The organism is Oleidesulfovibrio sp., from assembly GCF_047973035.1.
GTDB lineage: Bacteria > Desulfobacterota > Desulfovibrionia > Desulfovibrionales > Desulfovibrionaceae > Oleidesulfovibrio.
The window spans coordinates 153,296-174,185 of sequence record NZ_JBKEBF010000043.1; the positions used below are offsets into that span (position 1 = coordinate 153,296).

The following is a 20,890-nucleotide window of genomic DNA, read 5'->3' on the forward strand; positions in this document are numbered from 1 at the left end:
AACAATTATGTAGTTTAAACTCCATCATACGTTACATAGACAAAAAAAGCCGCGTCACAACAACGCGGCTCAACGTATCTTCAGTACTCTGATGGATACTATTCTTCTTTCAGATCCCTGCTCATCAGTTCGCGCACGGCATCTGTGGGATTTTTCCCGTTATGCAGCACATCGTACATAGCGCTTGTAATTGGCAGATCCACACCAAGCCGTTGCGCTAATGTATATACGGCTTCTGTGGTTTTCACCCCTTCCGCCACCATGCGCATGCTGCGGACAATTTCGTCAAGGCTCAAACCTTCCGCCAGCTTCAGCCCTACCTGCCGGTTTCTGGACAAATCACCCGTGCACGTAAGCACAAGGTCGCCCATGCCGGACAACCCCATAAATGTTGAAGCCCGTGCCCCCAGAGCAACGCCGAGGCGGCTCATCTCTGCAAGGCCGCGGGTAATCAGGGCCGCCCTTGCATTATGTCCAAAGTCCAGCCCGTCCGCCAGACCTGCGGCAATGGCGATGACGTTTTTCACCGCACCGCCCAGTTCCACACCGCGGACGTCCGTGCTGGAGTATGTTCTGAACAGATTGTATGAAAACACATGCTGCAGCTTACGGCCAAGTTCTGGATTCTCGCAGCCCATGACAACTGCCGTAGGCATATCGCGCATGACTTCCGCCGCAAAGGAAGGACCGGAAAGCATCGCAAACTGGTGCCCAGTGCCTTCCAACACCTGCTCCACCACCTGCGATACCGTGCACAGATTTTCGACCTCGATACCCTTGTTGGCACAAACAACCACAGGCGACGGCGGCAATAACGGCTTCAGACGCTGCAAAACACCGCGAAAATGCTGGCACGGCACAGCCATCAGCAAAATTGCTGCTCCGTGCAGAGCATCCGCATCATCCAGCGTTGCGCGCACACCGGAATGTAACACCACATCCGGCAGATAGTCCGGATTCGTATGTTCGGTGTTAATCCGCTGTGCCTGCTCTGCATCACGCACCAGCAGGGCCACTTCGCAATTATTGGCTGCCAGCACATGGGCAAGGGCACTGCCCCAGCTGCCCCCTCCGGCTACGGCTATCTTCATAGCTATCCTTGTGGTTGTTTATTTCACACGCCGTTGTGACGCATCGCACATGGCAATTACTGCAAACAGCCGACAGGCTCAAGTACGTATCCATGGTTGCAACAGTCGGCGCGAACAGGTATCAACGGCCTGAACCGCAACCCTATGAGAGGACGCGAGATGGCTCAGACATTTACAGATACCGAACGTGCAATTCTGCGTATTGTGCAGAAAAACCTGCCCGACAGCGCAACTCCCTATGCTGACATCGCCGCTCAGGTGGGAACAGACGAACAGACCGTGCTTGATCTGCTGCGCCGCATGAAGGAAGAAGGCTCCATCCGCCGTTTCGGCGCCAGCCTGAAACACCAGAAAGCAGGCTATTCGCACAACGCCATGGTAGCATGGATTGTGGACGAAAAAACAGTGGACGAACTTGGCAAGCAAGCTGCCAAGCACCAGCTGATTTCCCACGTATACTACAGACCTTCGACAGCACCCGACTGGCCTTATACGCTGTTTACTATGATTCATGGACGCTACGAAGGCGAATATCTTGAAGTGGTGGAAGCTCTGCGCAAAGAAACAGCTCTTGACGAGTACGCGGTACTGAATAGCGTAAAAGAACTGAAAAAGACCTCCATGACCTATTTTTAGCGCGGAAGGTCAAATCCGCAGCCCACAGGCTGCGGGCATAACGAGGATATGAATCTCATGGATCGCTCTAAAAATTTATTTGAACGTGCCCAGCAGGTTATCCCCGGCGGCGTTAACAGCCCCGTGCGTGCCTGCCTGAGCGTTGAAAGTGCTCCCATTTTTGTGGAAAGCGGCAAAGGCAGCAAACTGTACAGCGTTGACGGCAAAGAATACGTCGACTTTGTTCAATCATGGGGCCCTCTGCTGCTGGGCCATGCCCACCCCGCTGTAAACAGCGCCATTGTTGATGCAGTTGCAAAAGGCTCCAGCTTCGGCGCCCCCTGCGAAGATGAAATCCGCCTTGCAGAAGCTGTCATCGACGCTGTGCCCAGCATCGAAATGGTTCGCATGGTCAGCTCCGGCACAGAGGCTACCATGTCCGCACTTCGCCTTGCCCGCGGCTACACCGGACGTAACAAGCTGGTAAAGTTTGAAGGCTGCTACCACGGTCATGGCGATGCGTTTCTTGCCAGTGCAGGTTCCGGCGTAGCCACGCTGTCCATTCCCGGCACCCCCGGCGTACCGGATTCCGTTGTGGCAGACACCCTGCTTGCCCCCTACAACAATCTTGAGCGTGTAAAAGCCCTGTTTGCAGAACATGGCAACGACATTGCCGCCATCATTGTAGAGCCCATGGCCGGCAATATGGGTCTTGTTCAGCCCAAGGAAGGCTTCCTGCAGGGACTGCGCGAGCTGTGCGACAACCACGGCGCTCTGCTTATCTTTGACGAAGTCATCACCGGCTTCCGCCTTTCCTACGGCGGTGCGCAACAGTACTACGGCATCACCCCCGACCTGACCACGCTGGGCAAAATTATCGGTGGCGGCATGCCCGTTGGCGCATACGGCGGCAAGCGTGAAATCATGCAGCGCATCGCCCCCTGCGGCGATGTGTATCAGGCAGGAACTCTGGCCGGTAACCCCGTAGCCATGGCTGCAGGCATTGCCACTCTGGCAGAGCTGAAAAAAGCCGACTACGCTGCTCTTGAAAAACGCGTGGACGCACTGGCAACCGAAATCGAAACCATTCTGAAAGGCAAAGGCGTGCCCGTAACCGTAAACCGCCTTGCCTCCATGTTCACCATCTTCTTTACGGAAACTCCGGTGACCGACTACGAAAGCGCAAAAACCGCTGACGGTTCGCTGTACACCCGTTTCTACCAGCAGATGCGCGAACAGGGCTTTAACATTGCCCCCTCCGGCTTTGAGTGTGCCATGGTTTCCTTTGCCCACACCGAAGAAGACTTTGAAAAATTTGTGGAAGCCGTCCGCAACGTTACTTTCTAAGTCTGACGCAGCGGACTGGCTCCGCCGCAACAACAATGCTATGCTGCCGGAGTGCCTGTACGGCGCTCCGGCTTTTTTTACCGGTCCGCGGCGCACCTGCCGCCCCTTTTTTTGCTCTGTTTTTCTTTGCATGGATTACGGATATGCCCCAGCACGGTTCTGATAACCGCTCCGGCACGCCTGACATGATCGCCCAAGTCCGGCCTGTCCATGAAGCAAAAGATGTAGCAACATCCGGCCGTGTCTGCGTGTATGCATTAACACCTCAGGGCATTGCGCTGGGTAGCACACTGGCTGCCGCGCTAAACGCAGACCTGTATATACCGCAGCGGCTTGAGGAAACCTTTTCCCGCACGGAAACCGCCTCTTATCCCTCACCAACCACGCTTTTTTTCCCCCGTCTTGCCGATGCGGTGGGCGACAATTTTGCAGCTTACGATGCCCATATTTTTATTGCCGCAACCGGCATAGTAATCCGCACCATTGCACCGCATATAAGGCGCAAAGACATCGACCCTGCCGTACTGGTTCTGGACCAGCGCGGCCGGCATGTGATCAGCCTGCTGTCCGGTCATCTGGGCGGTGCAAATGCACTGGCCGAACGGGTGGCACGTCTGACCGGCGGTACGGCTGTCATAACCACAGCCACCGACACAGAAAACCTGCCATCCATTGACACTCTGGCTGCACAGGCCAATCTTGCCATCGCCAATCTTTCTGCCGTGCGCCACATCAATGCTGCAATTCTGGAAGGCACACCCGTTATAGTGGATGACCCGCATAATCATCTGAAGCTTTCAGAACAGCTGTCCGGCATCTTTATACCTTCAGGTTCTGTCATGGCAGAACACGCATCAAGGCTGCCGAGAGTATACGTAACCCTTAGTGCTTCCGCAGCTGATACTGCCGCGGAAAATCATCTGATCCTTCACCCGCGCATCCTTCACGCGGGAACAGGTTGCCGCAAGGGTGTAAGCGGAAACAAGATTACCGCCCACCTGCTGGCGGTGCTGCAGGAGCACGATCTTCCCGCAGCGGCGCTTCGCTCATTGTCCAGCGTGGAGGCCAAGCAACATGAACAAGGTATTCTGGATTGTGCAGCAGAACTCCGCCTGCCCCTGCACTTTTATCCTGCGCATACACTGGCCGCCGTTCCGGTGCCAAATCCCTCTGACAAACCGCTGAACGCCGTGGGTACGCCTTCTGTTGCAGAAGCCGCAGCAATCACTGCTGCTACATGCTACTCGCAAGACATCTCCGATCCTCTGCCTGCGGAAAGCCGGACTGACCAGCCTGCGCCCGATGCGCATAAAGCGGCAGCTGGCGGCTTCAGCCCAAAAGCATCTTTTTGTACGACAGCCGCCGGTGCACCACACGGTTCACCTTCACGCAACAGCGCCATGCTTATCATCACTAAAAAAGCCGACGGCAACGTAACAGCCGCCGTGGCTCAGGAGAAAACAGACTAATGCACCCCGCACCGTTATATATTGTCGGCCTTGGCCCCGGAGATCCTTCTCTGCTTACGCCGCAGGCTGCAGACGCTCTGCGCGCCTCTGAAGTTATCGTAGGCTACACCAAGTATGTGGAGCTTGTGTCTGAAGACATTCTGAAAGACAGAGAAATAATTGCGACCGGCATGATGGGCGAAATGGAACGCTGCGCAAAAGCAATCGAGTCTGCGCTGTCCGGCAAAGCAACCGCTGTGGTCTGCTCCGGCGATCCCGGAATATACGCTATGGCCGGTCTGATTTACGAACTGGTAGAAGAGATGGATGCCTACCTGCCCGTACATGTCATTACGGGAGTACCGGCCCTTTCCGCCGCAGCCGCCCTGCTGGGGGCGCCGCTGATGCACGATTTTGCCAGTATAAGCTTAAGCGACCTGCTTACCCCGTGGAAAGTTATCGAAAAGCGCCTGAAAAATGCATTCGATGCAGATTTTGTTGTGGTGCTATACAATCCGCGTTCAAAAAAACGAGACTGGCAGCTGGAAAAGGCGCTGGAACTGGCCCGTGAGTACCGTACCGGCAGCACTCCTGTCGGACTGGTACGACAAGCGTACAGGCCGGAACAGGCAGTGGCAGTTGCCCCTCTTGAGACGTTTAACTCTGCGCAGGTCGACATGCTTTCCATTGTCATTATAGGCAACAGCACCACAAAAATTTTCCGCGGGCATATGGTTACGCCAAGAGGCTATATGGATAAGTACCGGTAGCCGCGTACAGCCTTTTGGGTATGCCCGAAACTACTGGTTACAACAATAACGGCCCGAAACCGCTTATGCCGCGGATTCGGGCTTTTTTGTGTCCACTTCGGCAATTTTCTAATTTTGTACAAAAAACCTGTAATTCCGCACAACCGTGCAGTCATAAAGAGCATGCATGTGAAAAAACTGGCGTGTTACTTTTTTTCACGCGTTGTAGAGGTCGATAACCCGCTGTCCTGCTTGACAGAGAAGGGCTGTAGCTCTAAGATTGCGTGAATTATTTAACATACCTTGTGAAGGAGGTATCACAGTTATGAGGAAATCTCTGTTCGCCGTTATGGTGCTGGCGCTGGTAGCTGCTTTTTCGCTGCCCGTCATCGCTGCGGACGCTCCTGCTGATGGTTTGAAGATGGAACAAACCAAAATGCCGGTTATCTTCAACCATTCCGCCCACGCCGACTACAAGTGTGTTGACTGTCACCACCTTGTTGACGGTAAAGAATCTTTTGCCAAATGCTCCACTGCCGGCTGCCATGACAACTTTGATAAGAAGGACAAGTCTGTTCATTCTTACTACAAGATCATGCACGACAGAAAAGCTGCCGACGTTCCCACCTGTATTTCTTGCCACAACGAAGTAGCAGGTAAGGACAAGGACAAGAAGAAAGAGCTGACCGGCTGCAAAAAATCCAAGTGCCATCCCTAAGCGTTGGTTCGGATTTGCTTGTTCGAGGCCGCCCTTTCGGGCGGCCTCTTGCTTTACAAGCCGATATATGCTTATCTTTTTAACGATGCAGTTTGTTATCCGTTCCGCCTCCGGCATATCACTGCTGCCGGACGGTTGCCCTCAACCATAGCGTGAAGGTATGCCATGTCACCAAAGGGCCCCGCACATCAAGACGATGACATCATCGAATTGACTGAGATCGTACAAAAAGGTTCCGTTCCCGGCACTTCCGGAGACGGAGACGCAGGCTTTGAAAAAGAGCTTGAAGACCTGCTTTCGAATGATGCCGGCTTCGACTCCATTGAAGGGCTGGATGACCTCGACATGGACGTTATGTCTAGTACTCAGGCATCTTCATCCGAAGCGGATCAAACAGACTTTGAAGCAGATCTGGATGACCTGCTGGGTGATTTGGATGACAGCCCGCAGGAGACCTCTTCCAGTACTGCAAACTCTGGCGGAACCCCCATTGTAGATCCTAATGAAGAGCTCGAAATGCCCGACATGTCTGACCTTGAAGACCTGCTTGGTGATGTCGGTGCTTCTTCTCCTGCGGATGACTCAGACAATGACCTTGACGATCTTGATGATTTATTAAGTGGCGCCATAGAAGAGGCTGCACCACAGGATTCAGCACCTGCCGCAAGCTCCGACGATCTTGATCTAGCTATTTCCGATGAAGATCTGGACGCTCTGCTCGCGACCGCTGCTGACGATGCCCCCGCGGCACCGGAACCGAAAACTGCATCCGCACCTCAAGCACCGGATGAGCCTGACTTCGGCGATATTGACGATCTGGATGCTCTTATCGAGCAAGCTGGCGCGGCAACAGAACCCGCCAAGGCTCCGGCTGCGGAAAAAGCGCCCGAGCCGCAACCCGCAACGCCCGTTTCCGCCGAGGATATTGACGCCCTGCTGGCGGCGGCTGCTGACGATGTTCCCGCGGCACCGGAACCGGAAGCTGCATCCGCACCACAAGCACCGGATGAGCCTGACTTCGGCGATATTGACGATCTGGATGCTCTTATCGAGCAAGCTGGCGCGGCTGTAGACCCCGCCAAAGCACCGGCTGCGGAAAAAGCGCCCGAGCCACAGCCCGCAACGCCCGTTTCCGCCGATGATATTGACGCCCTGCTGGCGGCGGCTGCTGACGATGCCCCCGCGGCACCGGAACCGGAAGCTGCATCCGCACCACAAGCACCGGATGAGCCTGACTTCGGCGATATTGACGATCTGGATGCTCTTATCGAGCAAGCTGACGCGGCTGTAGACCCCGCCAAGGCTCCGGCTGCGGAAAAAGCGCCCGAGCCGCAACCCGCAACGCCCGTTTCCGCCGATGATATTGACGCTCTGCTGGCGGCGGCTGCTGACGATGCCCCCGCGGCACCGGAACCGGAAGCTGCATCCGCACCTCAAGCACCGGATGAGCCTGACTTCGGCGATATTGACGATCTGGATGCTCTTATCGAGCAAGCTGGCGCTGCTGTAGACCCCACCAAAGCACCGGCTGCGGAAAAAGCGCCCGAGCCACAACCCGCAACACCCGTCTCCGCCGATGATATTGACGCCCTGCTGGCGGCGGCTGCTGACGATGTTCCCGCGGCACCGGAGCCGGAAGCTGCCCTTGCATCACAAGAAGAAGATGCTCAGCAGCTTGATGAAATCGGAACGCTGCTCGACAATCTGGAACCTCCTGCTTCAGCTTCTCAGGAAGCGGACCAGGTTCAGATAAGCGTAGACAAGCAGGAAATGCCGCTGGAAAATCTGGATGCTGTGTTTGATGAAGTCATGGGAACATCTTCGTCTTTTAGCGAAGAAGAAATTTCGCCCGAACCGGAAGACATGCCTGCCACACCGGTAACACCTGAAGTCCCTGAAGAGGCTTCCGTCATAGATGCCGATGAACAGACAGAACAACCGGCTACTGCTACTGAAATTGAAGAATTTCCCGAAATGGAGCTTCCCGCGGACGAGCCGCAACAGCCGGAGAGCATAGCGGAAGACAGTGCAGCCGAACTTCCTGATGAAGCACCGGCTCCAGACGCTGCAGATCTGGATGCAATGCTTGGCGATATCTCCGAAGTTGTGGACGGACTGCCTGAAGACTTATCTGAAGGGTTGCCTGATGACTTATCCGGAGACTTACCGGATGATTTGCCTGTAGATATTACGGGCGAGTTACCAGATGCAGAGCCCCTAGCAGCAGAAGCAGAACCAGTTGGAGACAGTGCCTACCTGGCTTCTGCCGAAATTGCTGATGAACTTCCTGCCGAAGAAACCGCTATGCAGGAGCCCGCAGATGAAGAGGTGGCAGGCCCCGCAGACGTATCCGAGGGGCTTGGAGCCGTTGCAACTGGAGCTGCAGCAGCCACTCTTGCGACAGCACAACCGGAACAAAAAATTCAGGAAGAGCAGGACACAGCGCCGAAGCCGCAAGCAACAGCCGCGGCGCTACCGCAGATCATGCTTCTTGAGGAGCGTATCGCCGCACTCGAGGCTTCCGCCGCCGAGCCTGCCGGAGACGATAGCATTCAGGACGTTGTAGAGCGTCTGCTCAGCGAAGACGGTCCCGTTTTCCGCGGCATGGTTGCTGCTGCAACTGAAAGCGCATTAGAAGCAGTAAAACCGCTTATTGACGAACGACTTGCAGAGATTGACGCCCGCCTGAAACGGATGGACGGAGATGATGCCGCCTTTGCTGCCAGACTCGACGAACTTGAACTGGCAGAAAAGCCTGATACTCAGGCCATTACGCAGCAAGTGCAGGAAAGAGTCTCTCAAAAGCTGGAAACAGCTGCCAGCGAAGCTGCTGCCAAGATACTGCGGGAAGAAATCGCTGCACTGGCACGCGAACTGTAACCTTCATAACTACAAAACTATCTGCAACGCGGAGCGGTCACGCTGCTCCGCGTTTTTCTTTTGCCGAAGTGACACGGTTTCTCCTCGACGTTCCACGCGCATAATGCTATAGAACCCGCGAAAAAAGGGAGTGGCTTCACGGTTTCTTTCTATTTTCCCCGCCCGGTTTTTGCCTCGTAGGTCAAGACCATCCCCCACGGGCGGGTTTTTTGATTTTTTCTCTGCTGTTGCATGATGTTATGGAGGTTGCGATGGACAAAATGCAAAAAGAAGCTCTGCAAGTGACCAAAGAAATAGTGGTCAAATTCATTGAATCCGGCAGGGTTTCGCCCAACAACTTCGCCGAACTTTTCCCCTCCGTATACAACGTTGTATACGAAACCATCTGCGCAGCGGACGTGCAGGACGAACGGGAAGTAGCGGAATAGCCAACTCATGAAGCACTCAGAAAGCCAGGAACACGCCTGCAACGTATCAGGCATGTTCGGTCGCATTGCCGGTTGTTACGATTTTCTTAACCACTTTCTCAGCGGCGGTATGGACTACTGGTGGCGCCACCAATTGGTTCGTCAGATTACACCGGGTGCCACCGGCAAGGTTCTTGACCTTGCGGCAGGCACATACGATGTTTCTCTTGAAATCAGGCGCCAGCATCCCCTGATGCAGGTTGCTGCACTTGATTACTGCCTGCCGATGCTGACAACCGGCAAAAAAAAGCTGAAAAACCCAAGAGGCGCAAAAGTCTACCCCGCACAGGCAGACGGCAGAGCACTGCCGCTGGCGGACAACAGCGTGGACTGCGCTACCATTGCCTTTGGCATACGCAACATCATTCCCCGTGAAGAAGCCTTCCGTGAAATTCTGCGGGTGCTTCAGCCAGGCGGCAGACTATGCGTACTGGAGTTTGGTTCCGGCAAAAACAAGGTTTGGAAAGGACTGTACAATTTTTATCTGCAACATGCCCTGCCCGTCATCGGCAAAATTTTTTCCGGTGATGATGCAGCCTACAAATATCTCGCAGACACCATCATTGCCTTTCCTGACGCAACTGAACTGGCCATGGAAATGCGTCAGGCCGGATTTGAAAGGGTCTTTCACCGCCCGCTCACATCAGGCATAGTTCAACTTCATGTTGCACAAAAGGCAGTTACTGAGGAATAAAGTAATATCGCGCCAAGGCAACAGCCCCTACTCCCAGCAGCATCATGACCAGACCGGTCAACCGCAGATGAGAAGCTTTTGTCTCGGCCAGTGCGCGCAATACGGGTTTCAGGCGTTCAGCGCCCAGAAAAAAGGTAAAACCTTCGGCAAACAGCCAAAGCCCCACTGCCGCAAAGACGAGTTGTTTTGTAAATTCCATAAGGGCGTTATTTTTCATACCAGGCCTGCCCTGTCCAGTGCGGAAAACAACGTAATGCAGATTTGCGGCGTTCTGTTTTCTGTAAATTGAACCGACATAATGGTCTGCCCGTATCGAAACGGAAAAGACGGGCAGATACAGTGCGGAGACTGGCAGGCTGAATTTTCGGAGTAATTCAATGGTACAATTTGATGATCTCAAAAACGGCAGAGCTTCTGTGGCCATTATAGGCCTCGGCTATGTGGGCCTTCCCCTTGCCGTTGCTCTCAGCGACCATTTTTCTGTCATCGGCTTTGATATCTCGCAGCGCCGTGTAGATGCGCTGAAAAAAGGCGAAGACGCAACCGGCGAAGTGGAAAACAGCAAGCTTGCAGCCTGCAAAGCTGAATTTACTGCAGACCCCGCACGCATTGCAGATGCTGCGGTCATCATTGTTGCTGTTCCCACTCCCATCGACAGCAACCGCCGCCCCGACCTTTTCCCTGTGGAAAGCGCATCGCGCACAGTCGGACGGGTAATGAAAAAAGGTGCTGTTGTCGTATACGAATCCACCGTGTACCCCGGCCTGACAGAAGAAATCTGCGTACCCATTCTTGAAAAAGAATCCGGCCTTTCCTACGGCACTGATTTTACAGTCGGTTATTCGCCGGAGCGCATCAACCCCGGTGACAAGGTGCACACCCTTGAAACCATCGTAAAGGTTGTTGCAGGCAGCGATACCGAAACCGGTGACCTGCTGCAAAAGCTGTACGGCACCGTCGTTACTGCCGGCACATTCCGCGCTTCCACCATCCGCGTGGCAGAAGCTGCAAAAGTTATCGAAAATACCCAACGCGACCTGAACATTGCCCTGATGAACGAGCTGGCATTGCTGTTCGACCGCATGGACATTGACACTCTGGAAGTTCTGGAAGCCGCAGGTACCAAGTGGAACTTCCTGCCCTTCCGTCCCGGTCTTGTGGGCGGTCACTGCATCGGCGTTGACCCCTACTACCTGACCTTCAAGGCAGAAGCATTGGGCCATCACCCGCAGGTAATTCTGGCCGGACGCCGCATCAACGACGGCATGGGCAAGTTTGTTGCCGAAACCTGCGTAAAAAAGATGATCCGCAAAGGTGATGTCGTAGCCGGTTCCCGTGTAGGTATTCTGGGCCTGACCTTTAAAGAAAACGTACCCGACCTGCGCAACACCAGAGTCGTGGATGTTATTGCGGAACTGCGTGACTACGGCGTGGAAGTGATTATCCACGATCCGCAGGCCGACCCCGCAGAGGCCCATGAAGAATACGGCCTTACCCTGGCATCGCAGGATGAATTGAAGAACCTTGATGCAGTTATTCTGGCAGTGCCGCATAAAGAGTATGAAGCCATGACCCCTGAAGCCATGTCCGGTCTGTTCCGCAATACAGACAAAGCACTGCTGCTGGACCTTAAGGGCCTCCTGTCGCCGGAGGCGTTTACAGCCGCCGGATTCGACTACTGGCGTCTGTAGCCGCCGATTTACAATACGCTTTTGTTTCCGCCGCCCCTTCACAACATGGAGGGGCGATATACTATACTCAACCAGACAACCACACAGCCCTTCCAGTTTCATGACGATAATAATCACCACAGCTACCACAAAAGAAATGGAAGCCGTTCTGAAAGGTTTTAACGGCCGCGGCAGAGTAGGATGTGTAATGCCCAGACAGGGCGAAGCACTGAAATCACCAGTGAACGAACATCAGTGTATACTGGCTGTTACCGGTGTAGGCCCGGTGAATTCCGCCTTTACACTGGGCAGACTTCTGGGGGAAAACAGCCGCATCGACGGAGTGATTTCACTCGGCATTGCCGGTTCGTTTGATACCGCAAAAGCCCCTCTTGGCAGTTCTGTCATCGCTACTACAGAAATATGGGCAGATTATGGTCTGGTTACAGCAGAAGGAATCGACCCGAAAGGTATCGGCTTCGGACAGACAGACGACCCGCTTAATCCGGTATGGAACACCATCGCACTGCAGCCTGATGACGTTATAAAACAGCTGGAACTTACGCGCCCTGCAAACTGTATTAACGGCCCCAGCCTGACAGTTGCCGCAGCCAGCGGAACGGCAGAGCGTGCGCAGTTGATGCGCAAAACGCATGAGCCCCTGACGGAAAACATGGAAGGCTTCGGACTGGCGTTAGGGTGTCACAGGCACAACATACCTTTCCTGGAAGTGCGTACCATATCAAATGTGGTCGGTTCACGTGCGGCAAAAGACTGGTGCATCGACGAGGCTTTTTCAGCCCTTGGACAAACTGCCCGCGCACTATTCGCATAATCAAAAGATACACTTGCCTATCGGCTTGAAAAACGGAACAATACGGCTCATGCAAGACTTACTGGAATATCTGGGGGCCATCCAGCCCGAGGTCAACAAGACACTCATTAATGAAGTCAGTACACTGAACACTCTTGTTCAGCCCGTGGCAACGCATATTCTGGCGGCAGGCGGTAAACGTCTGCGTCCGCTTCTGGCTATTCTTTTCGCCAAGGCGTTAGGCTACGACAACAAAGACATCTACCCGCTGGCATGTTCTGTTGAACTACTGCACTCTGCCACGCTGCTGCACGATGACATCATTGACGATGCCGACCTGCGCCGCGGGATGCCCGCCGCACATACGCTGTTCGGCTCTACCAAGACCATTCTTGCAGGCGATGCTCTACTTGCCCTCGCCAACCTTATTGTTTCGCGTTATGGTAATCCTAAACTGACGGAATGTATTTCGCGTGCTATTATTGAAACTGCAACAGGCGAAATGGCTGAAATAGAATACTTGCGCAGCACAAATCACCCGCAGGAAACATACATCGACATCATCAGAGGCAAAACGGCCTGGATGATTCAGGCATCCTGTCAGTTAGGCGCCATTGTTGCCGGAGCGGATGCCCGTCAGGAACAAGCCGCCTGCGAATTCGGGATGAACCTTGGCATTGCGTTCCAGATTGTAGACGATGCACTCGACTTTTCACCTTCTGCCGGAGCCATTGGCAAGCCTGTTGCCGGTGACCTGCGTGAAGGCAAACTGACACCGCCGCTGCATATGTACCTTGCCACGTTGCAAGGTGAAAAGCGGGACAAATTTTTACAAAAATTTGCCGACGGCTCGTTCACAGACGCAGAAGTGGACGCCGTGGCAGGGGAAGTGCGGGCCCTGGGGCTGGATCAAGCCACCAGAGATCTGGCGGATCAATACCTTGAAAAAGCAATTGATGCTTTGCAGGTTTTTGATAACTGCCGCGAAAAAACAGCTCTCAACCAGACGGTGGACTATGTGAAGAACAGAAGCAAATAAGGCAGACATATGACCGAACAAGCCGCTGACTCCTGCCAGAATTCTCATGATTGGTATGCAGAGTGCCTGCAGCTGACATTTCCTCCGGTAATGGTGAAACTGTTGCAGGCTTTGGCCCAGCCGGAGCCGGACTTTTCGGTGATCGCCGAATTGCTTGCCATGGACCCCGTCCTTGCAGCCAGTATCCTTGAATTAGTCAACTCGCCCTACTACGGCCAGCGCACGCCCATATCGGACATGCAGCGGGCCGTTGTGGTCTTAGGCTCACGCGAAATACTTAAAATCGCACTTTCCATCTCGTACCAGCAACGCGTTTCAAAGGCGATACACCGCAAACCTGCAGAGCTGTTTCCTGATTGGCGCATGGCACTGTGGAGTGCCATATCCTCTGAGCAACTGGCAAAAAAGCTGGCTCCCGGTGATGAAGCGCTGGCATATCTTGCCGCATTGCTCAAGGATCTTGGTATTTTCATCAAATTATGCGCGCACAATGCCGACCCTGTCCTTGCCAGACGGCACATGTTCACCGAATACACAACAACGCACGCCACATCCGAACAGGTGCACTGGGGCGAATCGCATCAGCAGCTTTCCGCTGAATTATTTCACTCTTGGCACATGCCGGACCGCTTTGTAGAAGCCATCCGCGAGCATCATAACTCCGCTCTTGCCAACGGCATGCAGCCGTTTTCGCTATGCGTTGCCCTTTCCACCCGCTGGGCGGAGCTGTTGCAGACCGGCACGGGCGACCCTGCCGAACTTATCCGCCACGAAATGCTAATCATGGGGCTGCTGCAATTTGACAAGCAAAGCATGGAAGAGCTGAGAAACGAATGCGGAAACCGCTTCAAAGCGATGCTGACATCTCTTGATATCGAAGACGCACCTCTTTCTGACAGACTCTATTCCCAGTCACTTGAAAGCATCCAGCGGTACCATTTCCTCAGTATAGAGCTTCAACAGGCCGAGTCCCCCATGGAAGCCGCGCGCATGCTGGGCAGACAGCTGCATTGGCTGTGGGACATAGATAAATGGGAAGTGGCCCTGAGCAACCCCGGACAAAACGACTACAGCCTCTTTCGCCCCGTTAAAGGTGAAGGCGTGCGGGAAATGGCACGGGAAGAAAGTATAGAGTCACTTCCGTGGGGCACAGGCGGGGCGAAAATCCAGCTGGCGGCTGAAGGAAAACTATTCGGCCGTCTGAACCTGCCCCGGAAAAAGGTCGCAGAGCACGGTGAAAACGGCCTGTCCGTGTACAGCAACTTTCTGGCGAAGGCTCTTGAGTTTTTTTATAATGAACAGACACAGCTGCGCAGTAAAGCACGCTTGTTTGACTCTCTGCCGAACATGGTGGCACAGGTGGACTCCAAGGGAATTATTCATGAAGGCAACACAGCATTCCTTACAATGAACGGCCTGAAGGAAGACCCCAGGGGCCATTCGCTACGCGATGTGTTGCTCCAGTCCCATGGTCTGGACGTGGTACCGTTATGGCGCAAGTTTGCAGCCGACATAGGCCACCCCGCAACCAATCAGCTTTTTACCTACGCACATAACGGCGACCGCCTGCGTACGTGCGCTTTAATCACGTTATTCCGTAACATGCCGGAACAGAACTCCATAATGGTACGGATTGAAGACGTCAGCGAAGTCACGACACTGGAAGCGGAAGTTCTGGAACAAAATAATTTTCTGAGCAGCCTGCTGACAGCCATGCAGGAGATTGTTTTCACTATCGACAGGCGCGGCTGTGTATTGTGGACAAGTTCTGACCTCCTGCTACGTACAGGCAGTATGTTATTCAATTCAGCCCAGCCGACCAGCCCCGATGCACAATGGGGGCCAGACCACCTGCCGGAGACTTCGGAAGCCATGCCTCTTGAGGTTGCCATAACGTTATCGGACGATAGTTCCGTACTGTATGAGCTGGCCATATCGCCTCTGCAGCCCCGTGTGGGAGGGGAGCGCTGGATTGTAGTGGGGCGTGATCTGACCATTATCCGGCGGATGGAAGAAAAAGTGCGCATGCAGGCCATCTTTGACGGCCTTACAGGGCTTTTCAACCATACCCACTTTCATATGCTGCTGGACCGTGAGATTGCCCGCTGCAAACGAACCAGTAAAAACCTCGGCCTCATCTTCATCGACCTTGACGGATTCAAGCTCATCAACGACACCAAAGGTCACCGCGAAGGCGATAAAATTCTGCGGCAGGTTTCCGAGGCGCTCAGAGCATGCATCCGCAAGGGTACCGATTTTGCCTGCCGTTACGGTGGAGATGAATTCACTGTCATTCTGACGGAATTTGCCGGTGATGTTTTACCCATGCTTGCAGAGCGGCTAAAAAATGCCGTCGAAATACATACCTCAAATGCTGTCGGCGCCAGTCTGGGTGCAACTGTGCTGCATCCTCATGATACATTGGAAAGCATTGTCCATCGTGCTGACAAAGCCAGTTACACTGCCAAAAAAGCCGGGGGACGGCAGGTCTTCATTGCCACCAGAGACACATGAGCAATAAGAGAAACTACATAAATAGGATATGTTATCCGGACGGCACGCAGAACTGCGCCTGCCGGATACTGACATAACGCTTACAACAAAAACAGCGGCGCCTGCAAAGCAACAGATATTTGCGCTTTGCAAACGCCGCATTTGCCATTATGGAAAGCCCAACCCAAGCACCGCAATCCACCGCAGGAGTCTTTCATGCTACGCCGCATTGAAGTGAATCTGCGACCCAGTGTCGCGGATACCGTGGGCCGCAAGGCTTGCGACAAAATAGCAGAGTCTCTGGGCATTACCGCCGAGACTGTGCAGATCGTCAAAGTATTCACCGTCGAAGGGCTTTCGGAACAGCAACTGCAGGAAGTCCTGCAGCAGGGTGCACTGCACGACCCTGTGTTGCAGGAAGCATCGCTGGCACCCGCCGCCGGAGAAGCCGACTGGTTCCTTGAAGTAGGTCTGCGCCCCGGCGTTACAGACAACGAAGGCCGCACAGCGCGTGAAACCATAGCCATTGTGCTTGGCATCAAAGACCGTCGCTCTGTAAGCGTGTACGTGGCAAACCAGTACCGCATCACCGGCAACCTTTCGCGTGAAGATGTGGAACGTATCGGACGCGACCTGTTGGCTAACGAGCTGATCCAGCGTTTCTCCATCAAAAGCCGCGAAGAATGGCAGGCTGAGCCCGGCTTCCCTGCCGCCGCAGCCGAAGTGCTCGGTCAGGCATGCGACGAAGTAGCCACCATTCCGCTGGACACCATGGACGATGAAGCCATGATGGTGTTCAGCCGTGAAAACACGCTGGCTCTCAGTCTGGAAGAAATGCATTGCATCCGCGACTATTATACTCAGCCTGAAGTAAAAGCAGCGCGTGAAAAGATGGGCCTGCCCGCACGGCCTACCGATGCGGAAGTTGAAGCTCTTGCCCAGACATGGTCCGAGCACTGCAAGCATAAAATTTTTTCTTCCCACATCCGGTACGAAAACCGCGAAACCGGCAAGAAAGAAACTATCAACAGCCTGTACAAAACGTACATTCAGGGTTCTACCAAACTGCTGCGCGAACGCATGGGTGAAAAAGATTTCTGCCTTTCCGTTTTCAAGGATAACGCAGGCGTCATTTCCTTCACCGACAGTCACAGCGTGTGCATCAAGGTTGAAACTCACAACTCGCCTTCTGCGCTTGACCCTTACGGCGGAGCGCTTACCGGCATCGTGGGCGTAAACCGTGACCCCATGGGTACCGGCATGGGGGCAAACATGGTCTGCAACACAGACGTGTTCTGCTTTGCTTCGCCCTTCTACGAAGAAAAACTGCCCCCCCGTCTGCTGCACCCCCGCCGCGTGCTCGAAGGCGTACGCGAAGGTGTGGAACACGGCGGCAACAAGTCCGGTGTGCCCACTGTCAACGGCTCCATAGTGTTCCATGACAGATACCTTGGTAAACCGCTGGTATACTGCGGCACCGTAGGTATGATTCCTGCCACGGTAGCAGGCAAGCCCGGTCACGAAAAAGCAGCTCAGGTCGGCGACATCGTTGTTATGGCCGGCGGCCGCATCGGCAAGGACGGCATCCACGGCGCGACGTTCTCGTCCGAAGAACTGCATGAAGGCTCTCCTGCCACTGCCGTTCAGATCGGCGACCCCATCACCCAGCGCAAGACTTACGACTTTATCATGCGCGCACGTGATAAGGGCCTGTACAACGCCATCACCGACAACGGTGCAGGCGGCCTTTCCTCTTCTGTGGGTGAAATGGCAGAAGATACAGGCGGTTGCCGCATTGATGTTTCGCTTGCCCCGCTGAAGTACGACGGCCTGCGTCCGTGGGAGATTCTGCTTTCCGAAGCGCAGGAACGCATGACCATGGCAGTACCTCCCGCCAAGATCAAAGAGTTCCTTGCCCTTGCAAAAGAAATGGACGTGGAAGCTACCGCGCTTGGTGAATTCACCGACTCCGGTTACTTCCATGTGACATACGGCGACAAGCCCGTGGCCTATCTTTCCATGGAATTTCTACACGAAGGTGTACCGCAGATGCAGCTGGAAGCAGTATGGGAACGTCCCGAACTGCCCGCTCCCAGCATTGACGTTGCAGACGCCGATCAGGGAGGTCTGCTTAAAACCATGCTGGGCCGTCTGAACATCTGCTCCAAAGAATACGTCATCCGTCAGTACGACCATGAAGTGAAGGGCGGCAGTGTTATCAAGCCTCTGGTAGGCGTAAAGCGCGACGGTCCTGCCGATGCAGGCGTTATGCGCCCCCTGCTGGATAACGATGCAGGCATCGTGCTTTCGCACGGCATCTGCCCCAAGTTCAGCGACATTGACACCTACTGGATGATGGCAAACGCCATTGACGAAGCCGTGCGAAACGCTGTTGCCGTTGGCGGCAACATCGACCACATGGCAGGCGTGGATAACTTCTGCTGGTGTGACCCCGTGCAGTCCGAAAAGACTCCCGACGGTAAATACAAGCTGGCTCAGCTGGTACGTGCCAACATGGCGCTTGCCCACTTCTGTCAGGCATACGGCGTACCTTGCGTCTCCGGCAAAGATTCCATGAAAAACGACTACACCGGCGGCGGTACCAAAATATCCATCCCGCCGACTGTGCTGTTCTCCGTCATGGGCGTAATTCCCGACGTAAACAAAACCGTTACATCCGACTTCAAAAAAGCCGGAGACGGAATCTATCTGCTGGGTATGACCAACCGTGAACTTGGCGGTTCTGAACTGGCTGACGAACTGGGCATTCTTTCTTCCGAAGTGCCCCACGTCGAAGCTGTTTCCGCACTGCTGCGCTACCGCACGCTGTATGCGGCTATCAACGCGGGCCTTATCTCTGCCTGCCACGACCTGTCCGACGGCGGTCTTGGCGTTGCTGTGGCGGAAATGGCGCTGGCGGGCCGCATGGGTGCCAGCATGAACCTTGATGCAGTTTCCGCGGCAAAGGGCCTTACAAAGGCTGAACTGCTGTACTCCGAATCGGCATCGCGCCTGATGGTGACCGTACCGGCAGATAAACAGGCAGCTTTTGAAAAACTGTTTGCAGGCCAACACTGCACCCGCATCGGCGAAGTGAGCGCAGAGCAAAACCTCACTGTGCTTTCCGGCGACTCCGTGCTGCTGTCCGAGACGGCAGAAGCACTGGCTGCCAGCTTTAAGGGCACATTGAACTTCTAGTTCTTAATCCGAAACAAGCACCCCGTACCGCTGACGCGATACGGGGTGTTTTTTTACGTAGCCGTACTCCGCATAAAGTCGGCGGAAGTGACAATCTGGAACGGCTTTTATCTCTACGGTCCGTCAGAAATAATGTTCTCTTTCAACACCTGTGCGGCAGTAACAGTCACCTCATCCAGCACGCCTTTCCTCCCGCCTATGGTGTAGGCACCTCCGGCCCCTATTTACGCTCGATAGGAATCAACGCCACTGCGGCATTATCAGCATTGAATACGGTTGGCCGAACCTTGATTAAAGTTGCCCCCACATCAAGTGTAACCAACGAGCAAAGACATTCTCCGAATTGCCTTCTTCATATAGCCACATTCAGCCGTAGGCCGCTAATTCCTGCTCAGCACGGCGTAATTACCACATTTTTTTGCTTCTTCTACATCAAAGCCTTGATACACTTAGCTTTTGCGTATAGCCGGAGTCATGCACACATTTGTCCATGGCAAAACCTGTAACATCGCACAGATGCACACAATTTTCTGTAGGAACAAAAGCCGCCTTGCTTGAACATCCACAAAGCAATAACGGAAACAAACACAGGATAAGGCGTCTCGTCATTATTTTCCTTTCACAAGAGCAATATGAGGGAATATCCTTACCATCCTCAAAAAAACACCATTCAAAACATATACACTCAACGTATTAGAACGCACGCAGAATACACTTTGCAACTGGTCAAACCACCAACAAGCTGAGAGTTGGGACACTAGAAGGATACTGACAAGTCCCACAAGGCGCACGCCAACCTGCAATCCGTAACAGATTACGACTCAACTCACTTTTTTTCTGGACAAATTTATTTACCGACTTATCAATAAAATGCGTGCAAAGGGGTTGAACTAATCCTTTTCTACGGTTAGCTTCACGGTATTGTCTCGTTTAGCAGGCTCCTCACTGAAGGTCTGCTCCTTACGGAGAGAACGCATTTAGTTTGAAGCTGTTTTTTACCAGCAAAATTAACGGGAGGCCCAAATGCCTAACATGCTCGAAGTTTACAAATGCAAACATTGCGGTAATATGGTTGAAGTTCTGGTCGGAGGCGGCGCAGAGCTGGTATGCTGCGGCGAAGAAATGCAGCTGCAGACCGAAGGCACCGTTGATGCCGCAAAAGAAAAACACGTTCCTGTTATTGAAAAAACTGAGAACGGGTATCTTGTTAAAGTTGGCGCCGTTGCCCACCCCATGGAAGAAAAGCACTGGATTCAGTGGATTGAGCTGATCGCCGATGGCCGCAGCTACACCAAGTTCCTGAACCCCGGTGAAGCTCCTGAAGCAGAATTCTGTATCAAGGCTGACAAAGTGACCGCACGTGAATACTGCAACCTGCACGGTCACTGGAAAGCAGAACTGTAATTTTTTTACCCGCCTCAAAGGACAATTATCATGCAGAAATACGTTTGCAGCATTTGTGGTTATGAATACGATCCCGCTGAAGGTGACCCTGAAAACGGCGTAGAAGCCGGTACCGCATGGGAAGATGTTCCTTCTGACTGGCTGTGTCCCGTATGTGGCGCACCCAAGAGCGAATTCGAACCAGCATAGCTAGTTACACCCCTTCCGCTTAAGCGGAAGGGGTGCTTTTGCCATATTGCGATTGAGCAAACGCATTTTGCAGC

At 53.8% G+C, this 20,890-nt stretch carries 17 protein-coding genes; 15 read left to right on the top strand and 2 right to left on the bottom strand.

All coding sequences use genetic code 11. The features are described 5' to 3' along the window. Window positions 1-98: 98 nt before the first annotated feature. Complete coding sequence (locus tag ACK5LI_RS15825) at window positions 99-1,091, bottom strand: NAD(P)H-dependent glycerol-3-phosphate dehydrogenase (RefSeq protein ID WP_416951144.1); 993 nt, start codon at window positions 1,089-1,091, stop codon at window positions 99-101. A gap of 159 nt (window positions 1,092-1,250) precedes the next feature. Between ACK5LI_RS15825 and ahbB the strand changes: the two genes are divergently transcribed. From ahbB to ACK5LI_RS15865, 8 genes are all read left to right on the top strand, one after another. Beyond that, the gene (gene ahbB, locus ACK5LI_RS15830) at window positions 1,251-1,727 is read left to right on the top strand and encodes a siroheme decarboxylase subunit beta (protein WP_416951146.1); all 477 of its coding nucleotides are present in this window, start codon (window positions 1,251-1,253) and stop codon (window positions 1,725-1,727) included. A gap of 57 nt (window positions 1,728-1,784) precedes the next feature. Next, window positions 1,785-3,053, top strand: a complete 1,269-nt coding sequence (gene hemL / locus ACK5LI_RS15835) for a glutamate-1-semialdehyde 2,1-aminomutase (RefSeq protein WP_416951148.1) — start codon at window positions 1,785-1,787, stop codon at window positions 3,051-3,053. A gap of 143 nt (window positions 3,054-3,196) precedes the next feature. Further along, entirely contained in the window at window positions 3,197-4,522 is a 1,326-nt protein-coding gene (locus tag ACK5LI_RS15840) for a cobalt-precorrin 5A hydrolase (protein ID WP_416951150.1), read from the top strand. After that, complete coding sequence (cobJ, locus tag ACK5LI_RS15845; RefSeq protein WP_416951152.1) at window positions 4,522-5,271, top strand: precorrin-3B C(17)-methyltransferase; 750 nt, start codon at window positions 4,522-4,524, stop codon at window positions 5,269-5,271. Before ACK5LI_RS15840 ends, cobJ begins: the two co-directional genes overlap by 1 nt. Before the next feature lie 304 nt (window positions 5,272-5,575). Further along, window positions 5,576-5,968, top strand: a complete 393-nt coding sequence (locus ACK5LI_RS15850) for a cytochrome c3 family protein (RefSeq protein ID WP_416951154.1) — start codon at window positions 5,576-5,578, stop codon at window positions 5,966-5,968. 165 nt (window positions 5,969-6,133) lie between these two features. Next, entirely contained in the window at window positions 6,134-8,848 is a 2,715-nt protein-coding gene (locus tag ACK5LI_RS15855) for a hypothetical protein (protein ID WP_416951156.1), read from the top strand. A 251-nt stretch (window positions 8,849-9,099) separates the two neighbouring features. Continuing rightward, window positions 9,100-9,276: a hypothetical protein gene (locus ACK5LI_RS15860; RefSeq protein WP_416951158.1), complete on the top strand. Its 177-nt coding sequence runs from the start codon at window positions 9,100-9,102 to the stop codon at window positions 9,274-9,276. 7 nt (window positions 9,277-9,283) lie between these two features. Continuing rightward, the gene (locus ACK5LI_RS15865) at window positions 9,284-10,009 is read left to right on the top strand and encodes a ubiquinone/menaquinone biosynthesis methyltransferase (protein ID WP_416951159.1); all 726 of its coding nucleotides are present in this window, start codon (window positions 9,284-9,286) and stop codon (window positions 10,007-10,009) included. On the opposite strand, the gene ACK5LI_RS15870 is transcribed toward ACK5LI_RS15865, so the two are convergent. Continuing rightward, on the bottom strand, window positions 9,996-10,226 hold the full coding sequence (locus ACK5LI_RS15870) for a DUF2065 domain-containing protein (protein ID WP_416951161.1): 231 nt from the start codon (window positions 10,224-10,226) through the stop codon (window positions 9,996-9,998). The genes ACK5LI_RS15865 and ACK5LI_RS15870 overlap by 14 nt on opposite strands. A gap of 160 nt (window positions 10,227-10,386) precedes the next feature. Between ACK5LI_RS15870 and ACK5LI_RS15875 the strand changes: the two genes are divergently transcribed. The 7 genes from ACK5LI_RS15875 to rd all read left to right on the top strand — a co-directional run bounded on the left by ACK5LI_RS15875 (window position 10,387) and on the right by rd (window position 20,816). Then, a complete protein-coding gene (locus ACK5LI_RS15875) occupies window positions 10,387-11,700 on the top strand; it encodes a nucleotide sugar dehydrogenase (RefSeq protein ID WP_416951163.1) in 1,314 nt (437 codons plus the stop codon). A 100-nt stretch (window positions 11,701-11,800) separates the two neighbouring features. Next, complete coding sequence (mqnB, locus tag ACK5LI_RS15880; protein WP_416951165.1) at window positions 11,801-12,514, top strand: futalosine hydrolase; 714 nt, start codon at window positions 11,801-11,803, stop codon at window positions 12,512-12,514. Window positions 12,515-12,563: 49 nt separating this feature from the next. Continuing rightward, the gene (locus ACK5LI_RS15885; RefSeq protein ID WP_416951167.1) at window positions 12,564-13,532 is read left to right on the top strand and encodes a polyprenyl synthetase family protein; all 969 of its coding nucleotides are present in this window, start codon (window positions 12,564-12,566) and stop codon (window positions 13,530-13,532) included. Window positions 13,533-13,541: 9 nt separating this feature from the next. Then, on the top strand, window positions 13,542-16,046 hold the full coding sequence (locus ACK5LI_RS15890) for an HDOD domain-containing protein (RefSeq protein ID WP_416951169.1): 2,505 nt from the start codon (window positions 13,542-13,544) through the stop codon (window positions 16,044-16,046). Window positions 16,047-16,241: 195 nt separating this feature from the next. Next, on the top strand, window positions 16,242-19,223 hold the full coding sequence (locus tag ACK5LI_RS15895) for an AIR synthase-related protein (protein WP_416951171.1): 2,982 nt from the start codon (window positions 16,242-16,244) through the stop codon (window positions 19,221-19,223). A 1,023-nt stretch (window positions 19,224-20,246) separates the two neighbouring features. Continuing rightward, entirely contained in the window at window positions 20,247-20,627 is a 381-nt protein-coding gene (locus ACK5LI_RS15900; protein ID WP_416951173.1) for a desulfoferrodoxin, read from the top strand. Window positions 20,628-20,657: 30 nt separating this feature from the next. Continuing rightward, on the top strand, window positions 20,658-20,816 hold the full coding sequence (rd, locus tag ACK5LI_RS15905; protein ID WP_416951175.1) for a rubredoxin: 159 nt from the start codon (window positions 20,658-20,660) through the stop codon (window positions 20,814-20,816). Window positions 20,817-20,890: the final 74 nt, after the last annotated feature.